Annotated in this window: 21 protein-coding genes; 7 read left to right on the plus strand and 14 right to left on the minus strand. The window is 62.1% G+C overall.

Going from position 1 to position 22711, the window contains the following annotated elements; all coding sequences use genetic code 11:
- Window positions 1-31 precede the first annotated feature (31 nt).
- Genes creC through JOE32_RS15095 form a run of 3 tightly spaced genes read right to left on the minus strand, consistent with a single transcriptional unit; the run spans window position 32 to window position 2649 of the window.
- Complete coding sequence (gene creC, locus JOE32_RS15085; RefSeq protein WP_209985649.1) at window positions 32-1471, minus strand: two-component system sensor histidine kinase CreC; 1440 nt, start codon at window positions 1469-1471, stop codon at window positions 32-34.
- The gene (creB, locus tag JOE32_RS15090) at window positions 1471-2139 is read right to left on the minus strand and encodes a two-component system response regulator CreB (protein WP_209985652.1); all 669 of its coding nucleotides are present in this window, start codon (window positions 2137-2139) and stop codon (window positions 1471-1473) included. The genes creC and creB overlap by 1 nt, the downstream gene beginning before the upstream one ends.
- A 9-nt stretch (window positions 2140-2148) precedes the next feature.
- The gene (locus JOE32_RS15095) at window positions 2149-2649 is read right to left on the minus strand and encodes an ATP-dependent zinc protease (protein WP_209985655.1); all 501 of its coding nucleotides are present in this window, start codon (window positions 2647-2649) and stop codon (window positions 2149-2151) included.
- A gap of 173 nt (window positions 2650-2822) precedes the next feature.
- Between JOE32_RS15095 and JOE32_RS15100 the strand changes: the two genes are divergently transcribed.
- Window positions 2823-3710, plus strand: coding sequence for an acyltransferase (locus tag JOE32_RS15100; RefSeq protein WP_209985658.1), 888 nt, complete (start codon window positions 2823-2825; stop codon window positions 3708-3710).
- Here JOE32_RS15100 and JOE32_RS15105 read toward each other — a convergent pair.
- Window positions 3707-4279 (minus strand): DUF2780 domain-containing protein, encoded by a 573-nt coding sequence (locus JOE32_RS15105; RefSeq protein WP_209985661.1) that lies wholly within the window; start codon window positions 4277-4279, stop codon window positions 3707-3709. The two genes, JOE32_RS15100 and JOE32_RS15105, sit on opposite strands and share 4 nt — an antisense overlap.
- Before the next feature lie 127 nt (window positions 4280-4406).
- Between JOE32_RS15105 and JOE32_RS15110 the strand changes: the two genes are divergently transcribed.
- From JOE32_RS15110 to JOE32_RS15120, 3 genes are all read left to right on the plus strand, one after another.
- Entirely contained in the window at window positions 4407-5033 is a 627-nt protein-coding gene (locus tag JOE32_RS15110; RefSeq protein WP_209985664.1) for a sigma-70 family RNA polymerase sigma factor, read from the plus strand.
- Entirely contained in the window at window positions 5030-5707 is a 678-nt protein-coding gene (locus JOE32_RS15115) for an anti-sigma factor (RefSeq protein WP_209985667.1), read from the plus strand. The genes JOE32_RS15110 and JOE32_RS15115 overlap by 4 nt, the downstream gene beginning before the upstream one ends.
- Window positions 5708-5792: 85 nt before the next feature.
- Entirely contained in the window at window positions 5793-6251 is a 459-nt protein-coding gene (locus tag JOE32_RS15120) for an anti-sigma factor (protein ID WP_209985670.1), read from the plus strand.
- 544 nt (window positions 6252-6795) lie between these two features.
- Here JOE32_RS15120 and fdhA read toward each other — a convergent pair.
- From fdhA to JOE32_RS15160, 8 genes are all read right to left on the minus strand, one after another.
- Entirely contained in the window at window positions 6796-7995 is a 1200-nt protein-coding gene (gene fdhA / locus JOE32_RS15125; protein WP_090401752.1) for a formaldehyde dehydrogenase, glutathione-independent, read from the minus strand.
- 182 nt (window positions 7996-8177) lie between these two features.
- Window positions 8178-9035, minus strand: coding sequence for a formyltetrahydrofolate deformylase (gene purU / locus JOE32_RS15130; protein ID WP_003234431.1), 858 nt, complete (start codon window positions 9033-9035; stop codon window positions 8178-8180).
- Between the two features lie 10 nt (window positions 9036-9045).
- Window positions 9046-9678, minus strand: a complete 633-nt coding sequence (gene soxG / locus JOE32_RS15135; RefSeq protein WP_209985674.1) for a sarcosine oxidase subunit gamma family protein — start codon at window positions 9676-9678, stop codon at window positions 9046-9048.
- Window positions 9679-9793: 115 nt separating this feature from the next.
- Window positions 9794-12811: a sarcosine oxidase subunit alpha gene (locus tag JOE32_RS15140; protein ID WP_209985677.1), complete on the minus strand. Its 3018-nt coding sequence runs from the start codon at window positions 12809-12811 to the stop codon at window positions 9794-9796.
- Window positions 12808-13110, minus strand: coding sequence for a sarcosine oxidase subunit delta (locus JOE32_RS15145; protein WP_003234437.1), 303 nt, complete (start codon window positions 13108-13110; stop codon window positions 12808-12810). Before JOE32_RS15145 ends, JOE32_RS15140 begins: the two co-directional genes overlap by 4 nt.
- Before the next feature lie 15 nt (window positions 13111-13125).
- On the minus strand, window positions 13126-14376 hold the full coding sequence (locus tag JOE32_RS15150; protein ID WP_209985679.1) for a sarcosine oxidase subunit beta: 1251 nt from the start codon (window positions 14374-14376) through the stop codon (window positions 13126-13128).
- Window positions 14377-14398: 22 nt separating this feature from the next.
- Window positions 14399-15652 (minus strand): serine hydroxymethyltransferase, encoded by a 1254-nt coding sequence (gene glyA / locus JOE32_RS15155; RefSeq protein WP_209985682.1) that lies wholly within the window; start codon window positions 15650-15652, stop codon window positions 14399-14401.
- A 236-nt stretch (window positions 15653-15888) separates the two neighbouring features.
- Window positions 15889-16617, minus strand: a complete 729-nt coding sequence (locus JOE32_RS15160; RefSeq protein ID WP_209985685.1) for a TraX family protein — start codon at window positions 16615-16617, stop codon at window positions 15889-15891.
- A 90-nt stretch (window positions 16618-16707) separates the two neighbouring features.
- On the opposite strand from JOE32_RS15160, the gene JOE32_RS15165 reads away from it, so the two are divergent.
- Together JOE32_RS15165 and JOE32_RS15170 are read left to right on the plus strand one after the other, a co-directional pair.
- Window positions 16708-17748, plus strand: coding sequence for a low specificity L-threonine aldolase (locus JOE32_RS15165; protein ID WP_209985688.1), 1041 nt, complete (start codon window positions 16708-16710; stop codon window positions 17746-17748).
- A 219-nt stretch (window positions 17749-17967) separates the two neighbouring features.
- A complete protein-coding gene (locus JOE32_RS15170; protein WP_209990533.1) occupies window positions 17968-18147 on the plus strand; it encodes a hypothetical protein in 180 nt (59 codons plus the stop codon).
- A gap of 309 nt (window positions 18148-18456) precedes the next feature.
- Here JOE32_RS15170 and gbcB read toward each other — a convergent pair whose 3' ends face one another.
- Complete coding sequence (gene gbcB, locus JOE32_RS15175; RefSeq protein ID WP_209985690.1) at window positions 18457-19557, minus strand: glycine-betaine demethylase subunit GbcB; 1101 nt, start codon at window positions 19555-19557, stop codon at window positions 18457-18459.
- Window positions 19558-19839: 282 nt separating this feature from the next.
- On the opposite strand from gbcB, the gene gbcA reads away from it, so the two are divergent.
- Window positions 19840-21135, plus strand: coding sequence for a glycine-betaine demethylase subunit GbcA (gene gbcA / locus JOE32_RS15180; RefSeq protein ID WP_209985693.1), 1296 nt, complete (start codon window positions 19840-19842; stop codon window positions 21133-21135).
- 796 nt (window positions 21136-21931) lie between these two features.
- On the opposite strand, the gene JOE32_RS15185 is transcribed toward gbcA, so the two are convergent.
- Window positions 21932-22702 carry an electron transfer flavoprotein subunit beta gene (locus JOE32_RS15185; RefSeq protein ID WP_209985696.1) on the minus strand — a complete coding sequence of 257 codons (771 nt, stop codon included), beginning with the start codon at window positions 22700-22702 and terminating at the stop codon, window positions 21932-21934.
- Window positions 22703-22711 lie beyond the last annotated feature (9 nt).

The following is a 22711-nucleotide window of genomic DNA, read 5'->3' on the forward strand; positions in this document are numbered from 1 at the left end:
GGGCAGAGCGTGAGCCGCGCATGTGGGCGATTTATGTGGGCATCGTGGAGACTGTGTGGAGATGCAGCACCACTTGCACGCCGCCCGGCACATTGCCGATCGCCATGGCGCCGCCGTGCAGCTTCATCACCTCTTCGACAAAGTTGAGGCCCAGACCGGTACTTTTGCGTCCGCTGGCCGGGCGCGGCAGCGAGTAAAAGCGCTCGCTCAGGCGCGGCAGGGCATAGTCGGGAATCGGCTCCGCCTGGTTGAACAGGCTGACGTCTACATCGTGCTGCCGCACCTGCGCGCTGAACCTCAGCGTTCCGCCCGCCGGGGTGAAGTCCAGGGCGTTATCCAGCAGATTGCCCAGCGCCTGGCGCAACAGAAAGGGCTCGCCGAACACCTGTACATCCGCCGCAATGGCCTGCTCGACCCGCAGCCCGGCGCCTTCGATACGCGCGCACTGCGCCTTGAGTACCTCATCGACCAATGCCCCCAGCGCAATGCTCGCCTGCTCTTCCAGGCCCTGGCGCTGTTCGACCTGCGCCAGGTTCAGCAGGCGTTCGATCAGGTGCTGCAGGCGCGCGCTTTCGCTGTCGATATTGCCGACAAAGCGCTGCTGCTGTTCGCGGCTCATGTCGCCCTGCAACAACTCCGCCGCACCGCGAATCGCCGCCAGCGGGCTTTTCAACTCGTGCGTCAGGGTGTGCACGTAATGCTCAACGTATGCCTTGCCTTCCAGTTGCGTGCGCATGTGTTCGACGGCGGTGGACAACTGCTTGAGCTCGCCGCCCCGGTAATGCGGCAACTCGGCACGGCGCCCTTCGCTGACTGCCTCGGCATAGGCGGTGAGGCGCCGCAAGGCAGCGCTCAACCACCACGACAGCAACGCGCCGAGCAGCAGGCCGAGCACCACCAGCCCGGCGCCGTACCACAGCAAACGGCGCTCGGTGCGGTCGACATAGGGTTGCAAGGAGCTGTTGGGCTTGGCCACGGTGACCACGCCGATGATCCGTCCGTTGTCGCGGATCGGTGCGCCCACGTGCATCACCGACGAGGCCGGGTCGTCGGGGTCGCTGCGGGTGGAGCGCGCGCCGTATTCACCGCGCAGGGTCAGGTACACGTCGTTCCAGCGGGAATAATCCTGGCCCAGCGCTTCGCCCGTGGAGTCGAGCAGCACACGGCCCTGGGCGTCGGTCACATAGATTCGATGGTTGACCTGGTTTTTCGGCAGCCCCCAAATGGTCGCGCCCGGCTGGCGGCTGCCGTAGGCCTTAAGCAGCTCCGGCCAATGGCTTTGGCCGAGGGTGCCGTTCTTCACGTCATTGCGCAGCACTTCGGCCAGCAGGTTCGCGGTGTCCACCAGGGTTTCCTCGGTGGACTGGCGCACACCGGGACGGATTTCGTTCATGACGGTGCTGAGCACGAAATAACCGGTAAGGCCGATAAACAGCGCATACACCAGGAAAATCCGCAGCCCCAGGCGCATCAGCTGTTGCCGGGGCTGTAGCTGTAGCCGAGGCCGCGATGGGTCTGGATCGGCTCAGCCTGCGCCGCCACGCTGCGCAATTTGCTGCGCAGGCTTTTGATGTGAGTGTCGATATTGCGTTCGTAGCCGGCGTCGGCGGGCACGCCCACCGCGTCCAGCAGTTGCTCGCGACTGAATATTCGCTCGGGTTGTTCCAGCAGGCTTTGCAGCAGGCGGAACTCATGGCGGGTCAGGCTCAGGGGCTGGCCGCGATAGGTGATCTGCATGCGCTCCAGATCAATCTGGAACACCGCAGGCGCCGCAACCGGTCCCACCCGCTTGAGAATCGCGCGCACCCGCGCCGCCACTTCACGCGGGCTGAACGGCTTGACCACGTAGTCGTCGGCGCCGATCTCCAGCCCCACCACCCGGTCGATCTCGCCATCCCGGGCACTGAGAAACATCACGGGCACTTCGCTGAAACGGCGCAATTGCCTGCAGGTTTCAAAGCCGCTGATATCCGGCAGGCCAATGTCGAGAATCACCAGGTCGGCCGGGGTCTGGCGCTGATGCGCAAGCGCCGCCTGGCCGAGGGTCAGCCAGGTGGTGGTGAACCCTTCGCCTTGCAGGGCGAAGATCAGCGTATCGGCAATTGCGGCTTCGTCTTCGACAATCAGGATGTGCGCCATGGCGGTCCGTCAGCAGTCCGGTTTGTCGGCAGTGTAGCGCCGCGCCGGGTTCACCGCCGCGCCGAATTCGCGCAGGGCCTTGGCGCCGATCAGCAGCGGATAGTTGAAGCTGCTGCGGTCGGTGAGGTTGACCTCGACGGTGCGTTTGACGTCGCCCAGGCACATTTCCAGGTCGATCACCGGCCGCTTGGTCACGCTGGTCTCGTCCTTGTCGTCATCCTCGTCAGCGCGGCTCTTGATCTTGCTGATACGCGCGACCTTGTGCTCGTACACCTTGTTCGACGCGTCCTGGCCGCCGAGGCGAAAGCGTACCCAGTCGTCGCCGTCACGGGTGAACGTCTGAATGTCGCGGGCCGACAGCGAGGCGGTCAGCGCGCCGGTGTCCATCTTGGCCTTGAAGGTCTCGCCGATCTCCGGCAACTGGATGTATTCGTAGCGCCCGTAGAGGGTCGGTTCGGCGGCCATGACGGGCAGGGCAACCAGGGTGAACGCGGCAAGGAGCAATTTCACGGCGTGATTTCCTCGAAAGAAGGTGGGCGGATTCTAGACCGCAAACCCGGCACTTAGTTGGATGACCGAGCATAGCGTGCCCGTTGTGAAACATTCGTAGGGTGATTTGCGATTTGGCCTCTGGACCGCGCTTGCTTATGATGAGCGGCCCACAGGAATTCCAAGAGTTGCTTATGCGCCGCCTGCTCACCGGCTGTTGCGTCACGTTGCTGCTGTTGCTCAATACGCTGATCCTGATCGGCCCGTTGCTGGTGTTCGCGCTGCTCAAGCTGGCAGCGCCGGGGCGCTGGCGCGACCATGCCTCGGCGGCGGTAATGTGGATCGCCGAGACCTGGGCCGAGATCGACAAGCTCATCTTCTCGCTGTGTATCCCGACCCAGTGGGACATTCGCGGCGGCGCCGACCTACGACGTGACACCTCCTACCTGGTGATCAGCAATCACCAGTCGTGGGTGGATATTCCGGCACTGATCCAGGCGCTCAACCGGCGCACGCCGTTCTTCAAGTTTTTCCTGAAAAAAGAACTCATCTGGGTGCCCTTCCTGGGCCTCGCCTGGTGGGCGCTCGACTACCCGTTCATGAAGCGCTACACCAAGGCGTTCCTGGCCAAACACCCGGAGCTGGCAGGGCAGGACCTGAAGATCACCAAACAGGCCTGCGAACTGTTCAAGCGCCAGCCGGTGACGGTGGTCAATTACCTGGAGGGCACGCGGTTCAACGAAGCCAAGCGGGTGCAGCAGGAATCACCCTTTACCCGCCTGCTCAAGCCCAAGGCGGGCGGCGTGGCGTTCGTGCTGGCGGCGATGGGTGAACAGCTGGACGCGATCCTCGACGTAACCGTGGTTTACCCGCAGGCGAAAATTCCGGGGTTCTGGGACTTGATCAGCGGCGGCGTGCCAACCGTGATCGTGGATATCCGCACCCGTGAGCTGGATCCGGCGTTGTGGCAGGGGGATTACGAGAACGATCCGGTGTTTCGCCAGACCGTCCAGAACTGGGTCAACCAGCTCTGGCAGGAGAAAGACGCGCGCATCGAACAGCTGCGCGCGCAGCAGGCTTAGCTGCCGGTGCCCCAGGCCTGGGCCAGCTTGCCCAGTACCGAGCCGTTGGCGCCCTGGCTGCCCAGGTATTGCAGGATCACCGGCGCAAACTGGCCGATCATGCCGCTGTCCATGCCCAGGGCGCTGAACGCGGAGTTCAGGTCGTTGGTGTTCTTCACGTTGCCCAACAGGCCGTCCAGGCCGCTGGTCTTGCTGCCGCCGCTCTGGCCGAGCATCCCGCTCAAGGCCCCGAGGCTGCCCAGTGCATTGTCGCCGGACAGCTTGTCCAGCCCCGGCACGCTCTTGGCCAATTGCGAATAATCGTTGCCGCTCAGCTGGTTCTTGGCCAGGCCCAGCATGGCGCCGGTGCCGCCGACGGCCTGCTCGGGGGTGACATTGAGTTGCGAGGTGAGTGCGCTCAGCAGACCGGCCGTCTCGGACGACGGCGCGGCGGCAGCGGCCTTGTTGTTGCCGCCCTGCATGCCGGAAATCGCATTGGCCGCATCACCAAGGCTGAACCCTGCGGCGAACACCGGGGCCGCTGCCAGGGTCATCAGGCAGGAAAGGGCGAAACCGCGTGAAATCTTCATCGAAACAACCTCTGCAGGTGGGGGCGAAAGCAGGCGTTGGACTGGCGATAACAGGGCTTGTTCCCAACCGCATCCGAAACACCCCGGCCTGCGTATAACGCTTACAGGCCGCCCGGAGCTGGATGGAATGACTGCGCAAATTGGATTACCCTCTGCCCACCGTGCGCAGTCCCGTCGCCCTCGCTCGAGAGCCTGGAGAAGCCCCATTACGCTGACCGATGCTGACCCACTACGCCCGCTGCTGGCCCAATGCGCCCTGGGCAACCGCCAGGCGTTCGAAACCCTGTACCGCAGCACTTCGCCGCGCCTGCATGGGGTGGCCTACCGCTTCATGGGCCGTGCGGACCTCGCCGAGGACGTGTTGCAGGAGGCTTTCGTACGCATCTGGTACAACGCGTCGCGCTACGAGCCACACCTGGCGTCGCCCATGACCTGGATGGTGAACATCACCCGCAACCTGGCCATCGACCAATTGCGCAAACGCCGTGAGCAACCCCTCACCGAAGGCCAGCAGGACGCCCTGCTCGACGAAGGTCACAGCGCTCACGACCAGCTCGACAGCGAACGCAACGCCCGTGCCCTCAACCGTTGCCTGGACACCCTCGACGGCATGCAGCGCCAATCGATCACCCTGGCTTACTTTCGAGGCCTGTCGTGCTCGGAGCTGGCCGAACACCTGGCGGCCCCCCTGGGCTCGGTCAAATCCTGGATTCGTCGCGGCATGGAGCGCCTGCGCAGGTGCCTTGAATCATGAATTACCACACCACCGCCCTGCGCCGTGCCCTGGCCGCCGACTACGCGATCGGCCTGATGCCGGCCACCGCCCGTCGCCGGTTTGACACCCTGCTGCTCAATGATGCCGCGCTGCGCGCAGAGCTTGGGCATTGGCAGGAGGCCCTCGCCAGCCTCACCGGCAGCCTGCCCGAACGCGCAGTGCCCGATCACGTGTGGGCAGGCATTCAGGCACGGATCGAGCCGCAGGGGCTGCACGTACCGGCGAAAAAACCGTGGTGGCGGAAGGGGCGCCTGCTGGCTGCCGCGTGCGCCCTGATTGCGGCAGTGTTGATCGGCGTGCTCTACCCACGCGACACGGGCCTTGCATACCGCACCACACTGGTCGCCGCCGACCAGCAGCCAGCGTTGCAAATCGACACGTTTGCCGATCACCTGCAGGTTGAACCACTCGCAATAGCTGCATTGACGCCTGCGCAGGCGCTGGAATTATGGGTTATTCCCGCCGGTGGCAAACCGATCTCCCTGGGGTTGGTACCGACGGCAGGCAAGGGCCGAATTCAGTTGAGCGAGGCACAGCAAGCGCTGCTCAAAGCCCCGGCCACCCTCGCCGTCACCCTCGAACCCGAAGGCGGTTCACCGAGCGGCCAGCCGACCGGGCCAGTGCTATATAAAGGCCAATTGGCATCACTCTGACGAAGATCGCCGACGATGGGCCCCGGAACCCATCGTCATTGGCAAGGTCCATGAACTGACTACAAAATTTGTCAGGAAGAGACTTATGACTGCGATCCAACCCCCAGTGATTGAGCACAAGCCTCCATTCTGGAGCCGTCCGCGCCTGTTTATCGGCGCCTGTGTCGTCGTGGTTGCCGGTGTCGGCGGCGCGCTCTACACCAAAGACAGCGTCAAATCCGCCGCCACCCTGGTCACCACCGCCCAGCAGCCGGCCGCGCAGATCATGGCGCACAAGGATTATCTGGAAGTGCAGCCGATTGCCGCCACGGCCCCGGCGCCCGACCAAAGCCTGGAACTGTGGGCCATCCCCGAAGGCGGCACGCCCGTGTCCCTGGGGCTGTTGCCGGAAGACGGCAAAGGCATCATCGGCCTGAACCCGCGCCAGCAGGAAACCATCAGCAAACCGGTGGAGTTGATGGTGAGTTCGGAAACCAAGGGCGGTTCGCTGAGCAAGCAACCGACAGGCCCAACCGTCTATCAGGGCGCATTGGCCACACGCTGATCCCCCAAACACTAAAAAACCCTGCGGGAGGGGGCTTGCTCCCGATAGCAGTGCATCAGTCAATCATTCGTTGACTGATACGCCGCAATGCCAGTCAGTTAAGCGCAGATCCCACATTTGATCGCGTTCACACTTCCACATACCGGTCGGCTCTCAGGCCGCCGCGCTCTTGATCTTGACCTGAGGCGCCCCGTCAAACACGCTGGCCGAACGCAGGCTTTGGAGCGTGCGGCCCACGCTCCAAAGCTTGCGTTCGGGCACACCGAGCCTAGGCGAGGTGCCGAGTGTTGGGGCGAAGGCTTTTTGGTTACTTTTGTGCCTTTACAAAAGTGACCCGCCGTAAGGGCGGAACCCTAAGTCGCCGTTACCGCAGAAATGGATATGTACGCCGAAAAGTCGCACCGCTCGTTGCTTTGAGCATCGTGTTGGCTTAACTGAACGGCATTGAGGCAAGCCTCCTCCCACAAGTGTTTTTCGGTGCCTGAACCACCTCGATGCAAAAAAAGGGCGACCCATGGGTCGCCCTTTTCATTGGCACAACGATTTACGCCGCGCTGAACAGCTTATGCGGATCAATCACAAACTTCTTCGGCACACCCGCATCGAACTCGCCATAGCCACGCGGCGCGTCGTCCAGGCTGATGACCTGCACGCCAACAATGTCGGCAATGTTGATACGGTCCCACATGATCGCCTGCATCAGTTGGCGGTTGTACTTCATCACCGGCGTCTGCCCGGTGTGGAAGCTGTGGGACTTGGCCCAGCCCAGGCCAAAGCGGATGCTCAGGCTGCCCATTTTCGCGGCGGCGTCCACCGCGCCTGGGTCTTCGGTCACGTACAGGCCCGGAATACCGATCTTGCCCGCCACGCGCACCACGCCCATCAGCGAGTTGAGCACGGTGGCCGGTGCTTCGGCCTTGACGCCGTCGTGACCGTGGCCGCGTGCTTCGAAGCCCACGCAGTCAACGGCGCTGTCCACTTCGGGCTCGCCCAGCAGTGCGGCGATCTGTTCGTGCAGCGGGGTGTCGGTGGACAAGTCGGCAATTTCGAAACCCTGGGCCTTGGCGTGCGCCAGGCGGATCGGGTTGACGTCGCCGATGATCACCACCGCTGCGCCCAGCAGGCGTGCGGAAGCCGCAGCGGCGAGACCGACCGGGCCGGCACCGGCGATGTACACGGTGCTGCCTGGGCCGACGCCGGCAGTGACAGCGCCGTGGTAGCCGGTCGGCAGGATGTCGGAGAGGCAGGTCAGGTCGCGGATTTTCTCCATGGCCTTGTCGCGGTCCGGCAGCTTCAGCAGGTTGAAGTCCGCGTACGGCACCAGCACGTATTCAGCCTGGCCGCCGGTCCAGTCGCCCATGTCGACATAGCCGTAGGCGCCACCGGCACGAGCCGGGTTGACGGTCAGGCACACGCCGGTGTGTTGTTCCTTGCACGAGCGGCAGCGGCCGCACGCCACGTTGAAGGGTACGGAGACCAGGTCACCGATTTTCAGGTTCTCGACGTCGCTGCCCTTCTCGATCACTTCACCGGTGATTTCGTGACCGAGCACCAGGCCGGTCTGAGCGGTAGTGCGGCCGCGCACCATGTGTTGGTCGGAGCCGCAGATGTTGGTGGAGACCACGCGCAGGATGACGCCGTGTTCAATCTTCCTGCCACGGGGGTCCTGCATTTTGGGATAGTCGATTTTCTGTACTTCGACCTTGCCGTTGCCGAGATACACGACACCACGATTACCAGACATGCTTTCACCTCGCTGTTGTTTTTATGGAACTGCGTTGCCCCTTTGGGTGGGCAGCGCGTTAAGTGCTCGGGTACAGATGCTGTTTCCTTGTGTTTTTCCTGCGGGCCTCATCGGGGGCAAGCCCCCTCCCACAGGGGAATGCATTCCAAAGGTGGGAGGGGGCTTGCTCCCGATGGCGCCAGTCAGAGCACCACGGTCCGATTGGCATTCAAGAACACCCGCCGCTCGATGTGATACCCCACCGCCCGCGCCAATGTGAGCCCTTCGATATCCCGCCCCTTGGCAATCAAGTCCTCGGGATAGTGGCTGTGGTCCACCACTTCCACCCCCTGGGCAATGATCGGGCCTTCATCCAGATCGTTATTGATGTAATGCGCCGTGGCACCGACCAGCTTCACCCCCTTGTTGTACGCCTGGTGATAAGGCTTGGCGCCCTTGAAGCCCGGCAGCAACGAGTGGTGGATGTTGATCGCCTTGCCATCCAGCTTGCGGCACAGCTCCGGTGACAGCACTTGCATGTAGCGCGCAAGGATCACCAGTTCCGCGCCCGTCTCTTCAATCACCTGCCACACCTGACGCTCCTGGGACGGTTTGTCGTTGGGGTCGAGGGGGAAATGGTAGTAGGGAATCTGGTGCCAGTCGGCCAACGGTTGCAAATCAGGGTGATTGGACACCACCGCAACCACGTCCATCGACAGCTGGCCGATGCGTTGGCGGTACAGCAGGTCGTTGAGGCAGTGATCGGCCTTGGAGACCATGATCACCACTTTTGGCCGGTAGTTCGGCGCCGTCAGCTCGAAGATCATGCCAAAGGCTTCACCGCGCGTGGCCAGGCCATCGCGAAAACCCTGCTCGTCAAAGCCGTCTGGCTGGCGAAATTCCACCCGAATAAAAAATCGTCCCGAGAGGCGATCATCGAACGAATGGTGCTCGGTGACGTAGCAGCCCTGCTCGAACAGGTAGCGGGTGACCGCGTCCACCGTGCCGAGCACGCTGGGGCAGTCGGCAGTCAAAATCCATGTATCGGGTGCGCGGCTCATGGTTTATTCCTCAGGCTTGAACACTCAGGCCGAACTCGGCCGAGGCATCCTGCAGCCACAACCACCAGTAATCCGAGAAGCTGCGACGAATCAGCAGTTCCCAGGTGTCTTCTGCCGTGTGGCGGATCACCAATTGCGACTTGGCAAACACCGTGCCCACCGCCTTGCCCACCGGGAAGTTGTTGGGGTGCACGTCGTAGCTGGTGGACTTCATCAGTACGTCGCGCACGTTCGGGCCGCTGAGTTCGAGGATCTGCTGGCCGCCGCTGACGTTGACGATCTGGATATGCAGCTCGCCCAGGGCCGCGCGCAGGTTCTGCTCGGCAGCGAACTCTTCACCGCCTGGCACGATCAACAGCCACTCATCCGGGCCGAGCCATTGCAGGCTGGTTTCGCCTTTGACGATGACCTGCAGGGCGCCCGGCAACTCAATGCCCAGAGCCTTGTGCACGCCAGCGGCGAAGGCGGCGTCATGGCCATCGCCACGGATGGTCAGGTGGCCGAGGAGTTTCTTTTCACGCACGGTCACGCCGGCATTGTTGCGGCCCTTGCCGACCAGGCTGGCGAGGTCGGCATGGTGCAGCGAGGATTCGGCTTTGGCGCTGGTGGTGGGGCGTTGTTGGTAAACATTGGCTGCTGTCATAAAGCACCTGTTTGAATTCTGTTGTGAGGCTGATGGCCTCATCGGGAGCAAGCCCCCTCCCACAGGGGAATGCATTTCAAAATGTGGGAGGGGGCTTGCCCCCGATGCAGGCGACTCAAATGTTCTGCCGGTCACCCTTAGGATCAAAGAACACCGAGGACACAATCTCCGCCTCGATCACGCTGCCATCCGCCTGCGGCGAGAACACCCGCTCGCCGATGCGCTTCAAGCCGCCCTTGACCACACCCATGGCAAACGAATAACCCAGGGAGTTGTGCGCATAGCTGGAAGTGACGTGGCCGACCATCTTCATCGGAATCGCCTGCTTGGCATCCAGCACAAGCTGCGCGCCTTCGGGCAGCCACACATTCGGATCGATCGGCTTCAAGCCCACCAGTTGCTTGCGCCCTTCACGCACGCAGTCTTCACGGTTCATGCCACGCCAGCCGATCCACGAGAACGGCTTGGTGCGGCCTACGCACCAGCCCATGTTGAGGTCGTCCGGGGTCATCGAGCCGTCAGTGTCCTGGCCGACGATGATGAAGCCCTTCTCGGCCCGCAGTACGTGCATGGTTTCGGTGCCGTACGGGGTCAGGTTGTACTGTTTGCCGGCCTCGACGATTTTCTCCAGCACGCCCATGGCGTAGTCGGCCTGCACGTTGACTTCATACGACAGCTCACCGGTAAACGAGATGCGGAACACCCGCGCCGGTACGCCGCCGACCAGGCCTTCCTTCCAGGTCATGAACGGGAAGCCGTCCTTGTCCAGGTCGATATCGGTCACCTCACTCAGCAGCTTGCGGCTGTTGGGGCCCGACAGGGTCATGGTCGCCCAGTGGTCGGTGACCGAGGTGAAGTACACCTTGAGGTCCGGCCATTCGGTCTGTTGGTAGATTTCCAGCCACTGAAGAACACGCGCCGCGCCGCCGGTGGTGGTGGTCATCAGGAAGTGGTTATCGGCGAGGCAGGCCGTCACACCATCGTCGAAGACCATGCCGTCTTCCTTGCACATCAGGCCATAGCGCGCCTTGCCCACGTCGAGCTTGGTCCACGCATTGGTGTAGATGCGGTTGAGGAACTCGCGGGCATCCGGGCCTTGAATGTCGATCTTGCCGAGGGTGGACGCGTCCAGCAGGCCGACGCTGTCGCGCACGGCCAGGCATTCGCGCTTCACCGCCGCGTGCAGGTCTTCACCGTTGCGCGGGAAGTACCACGGGCGTTTCCACTGGCCGACATCTTCAAACTCGGCGCCGTTCTTCACGTGCCAGGCTTGCAGTGCGGTGTAACGCACCGGTTCGAAGATGTGCCCACAATGGCGGCCCGCTATCGCGCCGAAGGTGACCGGCGTGTAGTTGGGACGGAACATGGTGGTGCCCATCTGCGGGATGGTCACGTTCAGCGAGCGCGCGGCAATCGCCAGGCCGTTGACGTTACCCAGCTTGCCCTGGTCGGTGCCGAAGCCCAGTGCGGTGTAGCGCTTGACGTGCTCGACCGACTCGAAACCCTCGCGGGTCGCCAGTTCGATGGCGGCGGCGGTGACGTCGTTTTGCAGGTCGACAAATTGCTTGGGGGCCCGTGCAGTGACTTTGTCGTGGGGCACCTGGAACAGCGCCAGAGTCGGTTCTTCCAGACGGCTCAAGGCTTTTGGCAGCGTGCCTTCCACCGGCGCAAACCCGGCTTCGCTGGCCGCGCGCACGCCGCCTTCAAAACCGTCGGCCAACGAATCACCAAGGCCATAAACGCCGTTGATACCGCCGACGCACACGCGTTTCTGCGGCGCTTCGCCCGGCACGAAACCGAGAATATCTTCGCGCCAGGTCGGCTTGCCGCCCAGGTGCGAGGCCAGGTGCACCACCGGGCTGTAACCGCCGGAGCTGGCGAGCAGATCGCAGTCCAGCCATTCGCCGGGGCTGCTGACTTTATGGGCTTTCACATCGATTGCCGCCACGCGGGCAGCGGTGACGTGCTTGCTGCCACGGGCCTCGATCACGGCACTGCCGGTGAGAATGCGAATGCCCTTGGCGCGGGCTTCTTCCACCAGCGCGCCGCGTGGGTTGTGGCGCGCATCGGCCACGGCCACCACTTGCAGCCCGGCGTCGAACCAGTCCAGCGCCACGCGGTAGGCATGATCGTTGTTGGTCGACAGCACCAGTTTCTTGCCCGGCGCCACGCCGTAGCGGCGCACGTAGGTCGACACCGCACCGGCGAGCATATTGCCCGGCACGTCGTTGTTGCCGTACACCAGCGGACGCTCGCACGCACCAGTGGCCAGCACGACGCGCTTGGCGCGCACCCGGTGGATACGCTGACGCACCACGCCAATCGGCGCACGGTCACCGAGGTGATCGGTGAGGCGTTCGTGAATGGTCAGGAAGTTATGGTCGTGGTAGCCGTTGACCGTGGCGCGGGGCAGCAGCACCACATCCGGCAGAGCCTTGAGTTCTGCGATCACGCTGGCGACCCACTCGGTGGCCGGCTTGCCGTCGAGGCTTTCGCGCGAATCGAGCAACGAGCCGCCGAATTCTTCCTGCTCATCGGCGATGATCACACGGGCACCGCTGCGTGCAGCCGCCAGTGCCGCGGCGAGGCCGGCAGGGCCTGCGCCCACGATCAGCACGTCGCAGTGACGGTTGAAATTGTCGTAGGTGTCCGGGTCGTTCTCGGTCGGCGAGCGGCCAAGGCCGGCAGCCTTGCGGATGTACTTCTCGTAGGTCATCCAGAACGATTGCGGGTACATGAAGGTTTTGTAGTAGAAGCCCGGCGGCATCAACTTGCCGCCGACCTTGCCGAGAATACCCATCATGTCGTTGTTCACGCTCGGCCAGCCGTTGGTGCTGGTGGCGACCAAACCCTGATACAGCGCCTGTTGCGTGGCACGCACGTTGGGGATTTGCGTGGCTTCGGTGGCGCCGATCTGCAGCACCGCGTTCGGCTCTTCGGCGCCGGCGGCAAAGATGCCGCGTGGGCGCGAGTACTTGAAGCTGCGGCCGATGATGTCGACGCCGTTGGCCAGCAGGGCGGCGGCCAGGGTGTCGCCTTCAAAGCCCTTGTAGCTCTGGCCGTTGAAGGTAAACGTCAGGACCTTGTTGCGGTCGATGCGGCCACCGTTGGACAGGCGATTGATCTGGCTCATACCTTCTCTCCAGAGGCCTTGGCGGTGAATTGTGGCTGCTCACCGATCTTGTAGGTTTCAAGGATTTCGTAGGTCACGGTGTCGCGGGTGGCGTTGAAGTACTGACGGCAACCGGCGGCGTGAATCCACAGTTCGTGGTGCAGGCCACGGGGGTTGTCGCGGAAGAACATGTAGTCGCCCCACTCGGCATCGGTGCAGGCATTCGGGTCCAGCGGGCGCGGGATGTGCGCTTGGCCGGACGCGTGGAATTCCTCTTCGGAGCGCAGTTCGCCACAGTGAGGACAGAAGATATGCAACATAAGGTGGTTCTCCTGTTAGTGGGCGACGGCCGCAGCGCCGTGTTCGTCGATCAGCGCACCGTTGTGGAAACGGTCGATGGAGAAAGGCGCGGCCAATGGGTGCATTTCACCCTTGGCGAGGCTGGCGGCAAACACGTTGCCTGAGCCCGGCGTAGCCTTGAAGCCACCGGTGCCCCAACCGCAGTTGAAGAACATGTTCGGTACTGGAGTCTTGGAAATGATCGGGCACGCGTCCGGCGTGGTGTCGACGATGCCGCCCCACTGCCGGTTCATGCGTACGCGCGAGAGCACCGGGAACATCTCGACGATGGCCTGGATGGTGTGTTCGATCACCGGGTACGAGCCGCGCTGGCCGTAGCCGTTGTAGCCGTCGATACCGGCGCCGATCACCAGGTCGCCCTTGTCGGACTGGCTGATGTAGCCGTGCACGGCGTTGGACATGATCACGCTGTCGATAATCGGCTTGATTGGCTCCGACACCAACGCTTGCAACGGGTGGGATTCGATTGGCAGACGGAAGCCCGCAAGCCCGGCCATGTGGCCCGAGTTACCGGCGGTGACCACACCGACGCGCTTGGCGCCGATAAAGCCCTTGTTGGTTTCCACGCCGATGCACACGCCGTTTTCCTTGCGAAAGCCGATCACTTCGGTCTGCTGGATCAAGTCCACGCCCAGTGCGTCGGCGGCGCGGGCAAAGCCCCAGGCCACGGCATCGTGACGGGCCACGCCGCCGCGACGTTGCACGGTGGCGCCCAGCACCGGGTAGCGAGTGTTCTTCGAGCAATCGAGGTAAGGAATCTCGTCGGCAACCTGTTTGGCGTTGAGCAGTTCGCCGTCGACGCCGTTGAGGCGGTTGGCGCTCACGCGGCGTTCGGAATCACGGATGTCCTGCAGGGTGTGGCACAGGTTGTAGACGCCACGCTGGGAGAACATCACGTTGTAGTTGAGGTCCTGGGACAGGCCTTCCCACAGTTTCATCGCGTGCTCGTACAGGTGCGCCGACTCATCCCACAGGTAGTTGGAACGCACGATGGTGGTGTTGCGCGCGGTGTTACCGCCGCCCAGCCAGCCCTTCTCGACCACGGCCACGTTGGTGATGCCGTGCTCCTTGGCCAGGTAGTAGGCGGTCGCCAGACCATGCCCGCCGCCGCCGACGATGACCACGTCGTAGACCTTCTTCGGGGTCGGCGTGCGCCACATCTTCTGCCAGTTTTCGTGATGGCTGAGGGAGTGCTTGAAGAGGCCGAAGCCCGAGTAGCGTTGCATAGTCATTACTCCAAAACCGCGCTCAGCGATAAACCGGGAAATCAGCGCACAGGGCAGACACGTGCTTGGCCACGTTGGCCTCGACGTCGGCGTCGCCGAGGTTGTCGAGGATGTCGCAGATCCAGCCGGCCAGTTCGACGCACTGCGCCACTTTGAAACCGCGCGTGGTCACCGCCGGGGTGCCGATGCGCAGGCCCGAGGTCACGAATGGCGACTGCGGGTCGTTCGGCACGGCGTTCTTGTTGACGGTGATGTGGGCGCGGCCGAGGGCAGCGTCCGCGTCTTTGCCGGTGAGGCCCTGGCGGATCAGGCTGACCAGGAACAAGTGGTTGTCGGTGCCGCCGGAGACCACATCGTAGCCACGTTTGATAAACACTTCGGCCATCGCCTGGGCGTTGTCGATCACCTGTTGCTGGTAAACCTTGAAGCCAGGCTCAGCCGCTTCCTTGAAGCACACGGCCTTGCCGGCGATCACGTGCATCAGCGGGCCACCCTGGGCACCGGGGAACACGGCGGAGTTGAGTTTTTTCTCGATGGCTTCGTTGGCCTTGGCCAGAATCAAGCCGCCACGCGGACCGCGCAGGGTCTTGTGGGTGGTGGTGGTGACCACGTCGGCGTAGGGCAGCGGGTTCGGGTACAGGCCAGCGGCAACCAGGCCGGCGACGTGGGCCATGTCGACGAACAGCAGCGCGCCCACCTTGTCGGCAATCGCACGAAAGCGCGGGAAATCCAGAGTCTTGGAGTAGGCGGAGAAACCGGCCACGACCATCTTCGGCTTGTGCTCGACGGCCAGGCGCTCGACTTCGTCGTAGTCGATCAGCCCGGTGTCGGTGTTGATGCCGTATTGCACCGCGTTGTACAGCTTGCCCGAGGACGACACTTTGGCGCCGTGGGTCAGGTGACCACCGTGGGCCAGGCTCATGCCCAGGATGGTGTCGCCAGCGTTGATCAGCGCAAGGTACACCGCGCTGTTGGCCGACGAACCGGAGTGCGGCTGCACGTTGGCGTAATCGGCGCCAAACAGTTGCTTGGCACGCTCGATGGCCAGGGCTTCGACCTTGTCCACATGCTCGCAGCCACCGTAGTAGCGCTTGCCCGGGTAGCCTTCGGCGTATTTGTTGGTGAGGCCGCTGCCTTGCGCCTGCATCACACGTTTGCTGGTGTAGTTCTCCGACGCGATCAGCTCGATATGATCTTCCTGACGCTGCTCCTCGGCATTCATCGCCGCCAACAGTGCGTCGTCATATCCCTGGATCTGGTCTTGTTTGCTGAACATCGCGTCTCTCCCAGCCTTTCGTATTGTTGAGGCCCGTGCAGGGCCCTTTGATGCGATGGTAGGGCTGGGGCGTGCAGGTCAAATGCCTACGGACGCCACGCAAAGGTGCGTTTACGACATCGCCTGAATATTGTGCAGAGGCCTCTGTGGGAGGCGGCTTGCCTGCGATGGCATCGCTGCGGTGCAACTGACGCTCCGAGGTGTCTGCAGCGCAGGCAAGCCAGCTCCCACAGGGGTTAGGCGATGATCTTGCGAAGGAGGAAAAGCAGCAGAAAATGCGCCGGATACAAAGCATATGCCCAGCGACGCATGGCCGGCGGCGAGACATTTTTGACATGTCGCAACAAGACCAATCCGGCCAATGGCGCAATCAGGCACGCAGCCAGCCCGGTCAGCGCCACGATTGAGCCGCTATTGAGCAAAATCTGCCATTGATTAGCCGCCACACAGACCAAACCCGGCAACACACTGAAATACCATGGCCGGCGAAACACCAGCAGCATCGCCAGCGGCAGCAATACACCGAATACCCCGAACATCAAATATGGGGAAAACACAGCACCTGACGCGAGCGCGATCAACGCCAGTCCTCGATCAAAAAACGCCTTCTGCTGCCATCCTCGGGCAACCAGCAGACCCAGCGCGAGGGTGGGCAGCACGTTCAAGGTATCGGCATCGTCGATAAACATCCGATACGGCACTTCGCTGATCACGCTGAACAGCAGCAGCCAGCCCAGATAACGCCAGTGGCCGGTCACCACAGCGTTGCGCGTACGGTGCAGGTTCGCCGCAATCGCCAGGCAAAACCACGGGAACGCCAGGCGTCCCGGCACATACAGCCCATCCAGGCTCACACCGACGTAGCGCAGGTGATCGAGCACCATGCTCAGCAGCGCCAGCCACTTGAGCAGATCCAGGGCGCCATCACGGACTCGTCCGACAGGCGTAGTGTGAGTACCGTGCATAATTCCCCACTGACTTTGCATTTACAGCGCGTGCGCACCCCGGCCGATGTTGGGTAAAGTGCGCACCAACATCGACCACAGGAACGGGCCATGACCGACAAGAGCCAACAATTTGCCAGCGACAACTATTCCGGCATCTGCCCGGAAGCCTGGGCCGCCATGGAACAAGCCAACCAGGGCCATCAGCGCGCCTACGGTGATGATGAATGGACCCATCGCGCCGCCGACGGTTTCCGCAACCTGTTCGAAACCGACTGCGAAGTGTTTTTCGCGTTCAACGGCACCGCCGCCAACTCGCTGGCGCTGTCGTCCCTGTGCCAGAGCTACCATAGCGTGATTTGCTCGGAAACCGCCCACGTCGAAACCGACGAATGCGGCGCACCGGAGTTTTTCTCCAACGGCTCCAAGCTGCTCACCGCACGCACCGAAAACGGCAAGCTGACCCCGGACTCGATCCGCGAGATCGCCCTCAAGCGCCAGGACATTCACTACCCCAAGCCGCGCGTGGTCACGCTGACCCAAGCCACTGAAGTGGGCAGTGTGTACACCCCCGAAGAAATCCGTGCCATCAGCGTCACCTGCAAGGAACTGGGCCTGAACCTGCACATGGACGGCGCGCGCTTCGCCAACGCGTGCGCTTTCCTCGGCTGCTCGCCGGCGGACCTTACCTGGAAGGCCGGGGTGGACGTGCTGTGCTTTGGCGGCACCAAAAACGGCATGGCAGTGGGTGAAGCGATCCTGTTCTTCAACCACGCGCTGGCCGAAGACTTCGACTACCGCTGCAAACAGGCGGGCCAGCTGGCATCGAAAATGCGCTTTCTCTCCGCGCCGTGGGTGGGCCTGCTGGAAAACGACGCGTGGCTCAAGCACGCCCGCCACGCCAACCACTGTGCGCAATTGCTGAGCAGCCTGGTGGCGGATATTCCCGGCGTGGAGTTGATGTTCCCGGTACAGGCCAACGGCGTGTTCCTGCAACTCTCGGAACCGGCGATTGCGGCGCTCACGGCCAAGGGCTGGCGGTTCTATACCTTCATTGGCAAAGGCGGCGCGCGGTTCATGTGTGCGTGGGATACCGAGGAAGAGCGTGTAAGGGAATTGGCTGCTGATATCAGGGAAGTGATGAACGCCTGACGCAGGAAATCGGCGAGTGGGTACTGGCCGATTGCCGAGGTTGTTTTATGGTATTTCCGACAGCCCACGGTATCAAAATCATTGACTAGCCTCTTGGAACCCGGAAGGAAAACGCAGACCGGTCTGCCACTTTCCGGGGCTCACCGCCCGCCGAATGAATCGGCAGGAAACGGAAATCCAATAGAGGGTTACACCATGGAAGACGCTGCACGCTACGCAATGAACACAAAACAATTCGGCACTCTTGCGCCAACCTACATAGGTTGGGACGACTTCAGGAAACTGGCGAACGTCGGTGACACCATCAGGGAGCCTTCCAGGACCTTGACCGTTACCGGAAAAGTGTTCGAACTGACACCTTCAGGTGATCAGTTCGCCATCCACATCTATACCCGATAACGATCAGGGGCAGCGCCGGGGACTCATCCACCCCGGCGCAGTTCTTGTGTTGGAGGAGGCAAGCCCTAATGCCGTTCAGTTAAGCGCAGATTCCCTGTGGCGAGCAGGCTTGTCCTGCGTTGGGCTGCGCAGCAGCCCCAAAGCCAGGCGCCGAGCCGTATCAGGTACACCGCGTTTTGCTCGATTGGGGGCGCTTCGCACCCCAACGCGGGGCAAGCCCGCTCGCCACAATAAGCCCACACATTTTCCTTAACTGAACGGCATTAGGGCTTGCCCCCTTGCACATTTGAACAGTGCGTCCCCGGGAAATCAGAACTCGATACGCACATCGCCCTTCGGCACGCTGCAGCACGACAGGATGTAACCCTCGGCTTCGTCTTCTTCGGTGATCCCGCCGTTGTGCTCCATCTCGACCTCCCCGCCCAGCTTCATCACTTTGCACGTGCCACAGATGCCCATGCCGCAGGCCTTCGGAATCAGCAGGCCCAGCTTGGCGGCGGCCGCATGCACGGTTTCGCCGGGAGCCACGCGGATGCTCTTGCCCGAGGCGATGAATTCCACTTGATGCAGGTCGGCCAGGTCGACTTCCGGAGCGTCGGCAGCCTGTTCGGCCTGCTCCACCGCGTCGGCGCGGGCTTCCGGAGGCGTGGCGCCGAAGGACTCTTCGTGATACCGCGCCATGTCGAACCCGGCCGTTTCCAGCAGGCGCTTCACCGCGCTCATGTAAGGCGTGGGGCCGCAGCAGAACACTTCACGTTCGAGGAAGTCCGGCACCATCAGTTCGAGCATCTTGTGGTTCAGGTAGCCGCGATAACCCGCCCAGGGTTCGCCAAGGCCATGTTTCTCGCAGATCAGGTGCAGGCTGAAGTTGTCGATCCGCGACGCCATGTGCTCCAGCTCGCGGTGGTAGATGATGTCCTTGGGCGAGCGGGCGCTGTGGACAAAGGTCATGTCGACATTGGCATTGGTGTCGTAGAACCAGCGCGCCATGGACATCACCGGCGTGATGCCGACCCCGCCGCTCAGGTACAGCACTTTGGGGCTGGGAAAGTCGATGGCGTTGAACAGACCAACCGGCCCGTGCACCGCCAGCTCCTGCCCTTCATGCAGGGTATCGTGCAGCCAGTTGGACACCCGGCCGCCCGGTACGCGCTTGATGGTCACCGAAAAACTGTAGGGCACCGACGGCGAACTGGAAATGGTGTAGGAACGCATGATCGGCTGGCCTTCGATTTCCAGCTCCAGCGTGACGAACTGCCCCGGCTTGAAAAAGAACAGAATCGGCTGGTCGGCCATGAAGCAGAAGGTGCGCACGTCCCAGGTTTCCTGGATGACTTTGACGCAACGGACGATGTGCCGACCATTGGCCCAGGTCTGTGTCGTTACCGGATTCAGGAAATTGTTGGACATGCTTATTCTCCGTAGCCGTAGGTCGGCCTGATGGTGGCGATTCTGCGTAACGCCGGAACCACCCACTTACCTATCTGCGACATTCACATACTTACGGCGACCAGCCCCCAATGACAGGGGGTTGCGCGTCGGGATCAGATTGCGCCATGTCGCCCATGGATAAGGTTCGTCGCAACGCCGGCCCCACACTCACGCCCAACAAGACACTTTCTTTACGCCTTGCATTGCAACAACCGTAGCCACTTTCACCGGCCACACAGAATGGCCTTGAGGACACACACGATGGACGTCACCGCAACCTTAAGCTTGGGCGATCCGCTGGAACCCGCACGCAAGGCCACCGCGCAAATGCTGCAAGAGCGTGAGCGCACCTTTTCCCTGCCGCAGCCGTTCTACTCTGACGAGCGGCTGTTTGATATCGACATGCAGGAAATCTTCCAGAAAGAGTGGTTGATCGCCGGCATGACCTGCGAAATCCCTGCCAAGGGCAACTACCTGACCCTGCAGATCGGCAAGAACCCAATCATCGTGATCCGTGGCGCCGAAGGCGTGGTGCATGCGTTCCACAACGTGTGCCGGCACCGTGGCTCGCGCCTGTGCACCAGCGACAAGGGCAAGGTCGCCAAGCTGGTCTGCCACTACCACCAGTGGACCTACGAGCTCGATGGCCGCCTGCTGTTCGCCGGCACCGAGATGGGCACCGATTTCGACATGAAGCAGTACGGCTTGAAGCCGGTGAACGTGAAAACTGCCGGCGGCTATATCTTCATCAGCCTGGCGGAAAACCCGCCAGCCATCGATGACTTCCTGTCGACACTGAACCACTACATGGAACCCTACGACATGGAAAACACCAAGGTGGCGATCCAGACCACCTTGTTCGAAAAAGCCAACTGGAAACTGGTGCTGGAAAACAACCGCGAGTGCTACCACTGCAACGCGTCGCACCCGGAACTGCTGAAAACCCTGCTGGAATGGGACGACGTCACCGACCCACGGGCCGACCAGGCCTTCAAGGACCACGTCGCCGCCTCGGCCGCCGCATGGGACGCCGAGAAGATCCCTTACGCCCACGCCAGCTTCGGCCTGCGCAACCGCATTGTGCGCATGCCGCTGCTCAAGGGCACTGTGTCGATGACGCTGGATGGCAAACAGGGCTGCGCCAAACTGATGGGTCGCATCAAGAACCCGGACCTGGGCTCGATGCGCATCCTGCACCTGCCCCACTCCTGGAACCACTGCATGGGCGACCACATCATCGTGTTCACCGTGTGGCCGATCAGCGCCCAGGAAACCATGGTCACCACCAAGTGGATCGTGCACAAAGACGCTGTGGAAGGTGTGGACTACGACGTCGACCGCATGCGCCAGGTGTGGGACGCCACCAACGACCAGGACCGTCGCCTGGCCGAAGAGAACCAGCGCGGGATCAACTCCACGGCCTACCAGCCGGGTCCGTACTCCAAGACCTATGAGTTTGGCGTGGTGAACTTCGTGGACTGGTACAGCGAGCGGTTGCTCAATAACCTGGGCGCGGCGCCAGCGCCTTATCTCAAAGGTGTGGCTGCACACGAGTAACTGATACCCCACAGATCAGAAAGGTGGGACTTTTGTGGGAGCGGGCTTGCCTGCGATGCGGACACCTCGCAGCCTCGGCGGCACCGGGGTGATGCCATCGCAGGCAAGCCAGCTCTCACATTGGATATCATCAGTGTTCAAAAAATGCTCAGCCCCCTTCAAACCCTCTATCGCCCTGCCCTCCAGCCTTTACCCAACAACTTATCCACAAAGCCACCCACAGCAATTGTGGGCAACTGCATCGTTCAGCTGAAATTAAATCAAGAAAATCCGTGACTTATTCAGTTGACGCAGTTTTATCCCGCGCTGATCACTTATTGATCAACCCCATCAAAGCCTCGATCTGCAAGGGCTGTAGCGGTGCGCGAACACCTTATCCACAGAAGCACCAACAGACTTTGGGGGCAACTTTGCAAGCGCTGTGGAAAACCATGTCAACGCTTCATAAACCGGGGTATCCAGGGGTTTGTGGCCGCTGAAAAGGCGACATTGATCAGAATTTGATCAGAGCGGCGCAGCCCACGTCTTATAAGGCCTGTAGCCGATAGCGAACATCTTATCCACAGAAGCGCCAACAGACTTTGGGGGCAAGTTCAGAACTTTCTCAACGGAAAAACCCAATAAAAACCGCAGGTTAGCCTGGTTATTTTTCGTACGACAGGCTGCAGGGCCTGATTTACAAGGGGTGTGGACATGCGCGAACAGGTTATCCACAGACGGGTCAACAGGGATTGTGGGTAAGCACCCCGTCATCACAAAAATAACGGTGGGAGGGCTTGCCCCTCCCACACAGGGTTCAGCGTACGACGCCTTCTTCTATGAGCAACTTGAGAATGGCCTGGGCGCCCTCTTCGGCGCTGACGCCCTTGAGCACCTGGCCACCGCCGCCGCTGGCCTTGGCCGTGGCGGCTTTCATGCGGTCGGCGCCGCTCTTGGCCTTGATCACCTTGAGGCGCTTGGGCCGAGGCTTGGCCGGTTGCAGCGAGGCGCCTGTGAATAACTCGTCTTCTTCGACTTCAACCTCATGGGCCGCCAACTCGCCGCGTTGCGCCGGGCCGTACGCGCTCTGCCGGGGCTTGGGCGCAGCGTTATCCACAGTTGCCAGAAATGGCAGGCGCACCTTCAGGCGCCGCCGCTGACCACGGGGCAACGCCTGCAACACATGGGCGACGCCGCCGTCGATGGATTCCACTTGCGCCAGCCCCACAATCAGCGGCCAGCCCAGGTGTTCAGCGAGCAAAAACGGCAGCATGCCCGAGCCTTCACCGGTTTCGGCCTGGCTGCCGGTGAGCACCACCTGGGCGCCGGCCTCGCGCAGATAATCGCCGAGCACCGGCAGCGCATCAGCGCCGCTCGGTTGTTCCAGCACGTGCAATTGCGGCAGGCCCATGCCCAGGTAGCTGCGCAAGGTGGGCTCATTGATGTTGCCGGCGTGCAGCACCTGCAACTTATCCCCAGCCATTTGCAGGCCCAGCTCGACAGCGCGTGCGTCCTGCTCTGCACGGCGCGCGCGCCCGGAGGTGGGGTGGGCGCCGATGGACACCAGGCTGATTACATTGGTTGTCATGCTCATGTC

The organism is Pseudomonas sp. PvP025 (assembly GCF_017832155.1).
Classification (GTDB): domain Bacteria; phylum Pseudomonadota; class Gammaproteobacteria; order Pseudomonadales; family Pseudomonadaceae; genus Aquipseudomonas.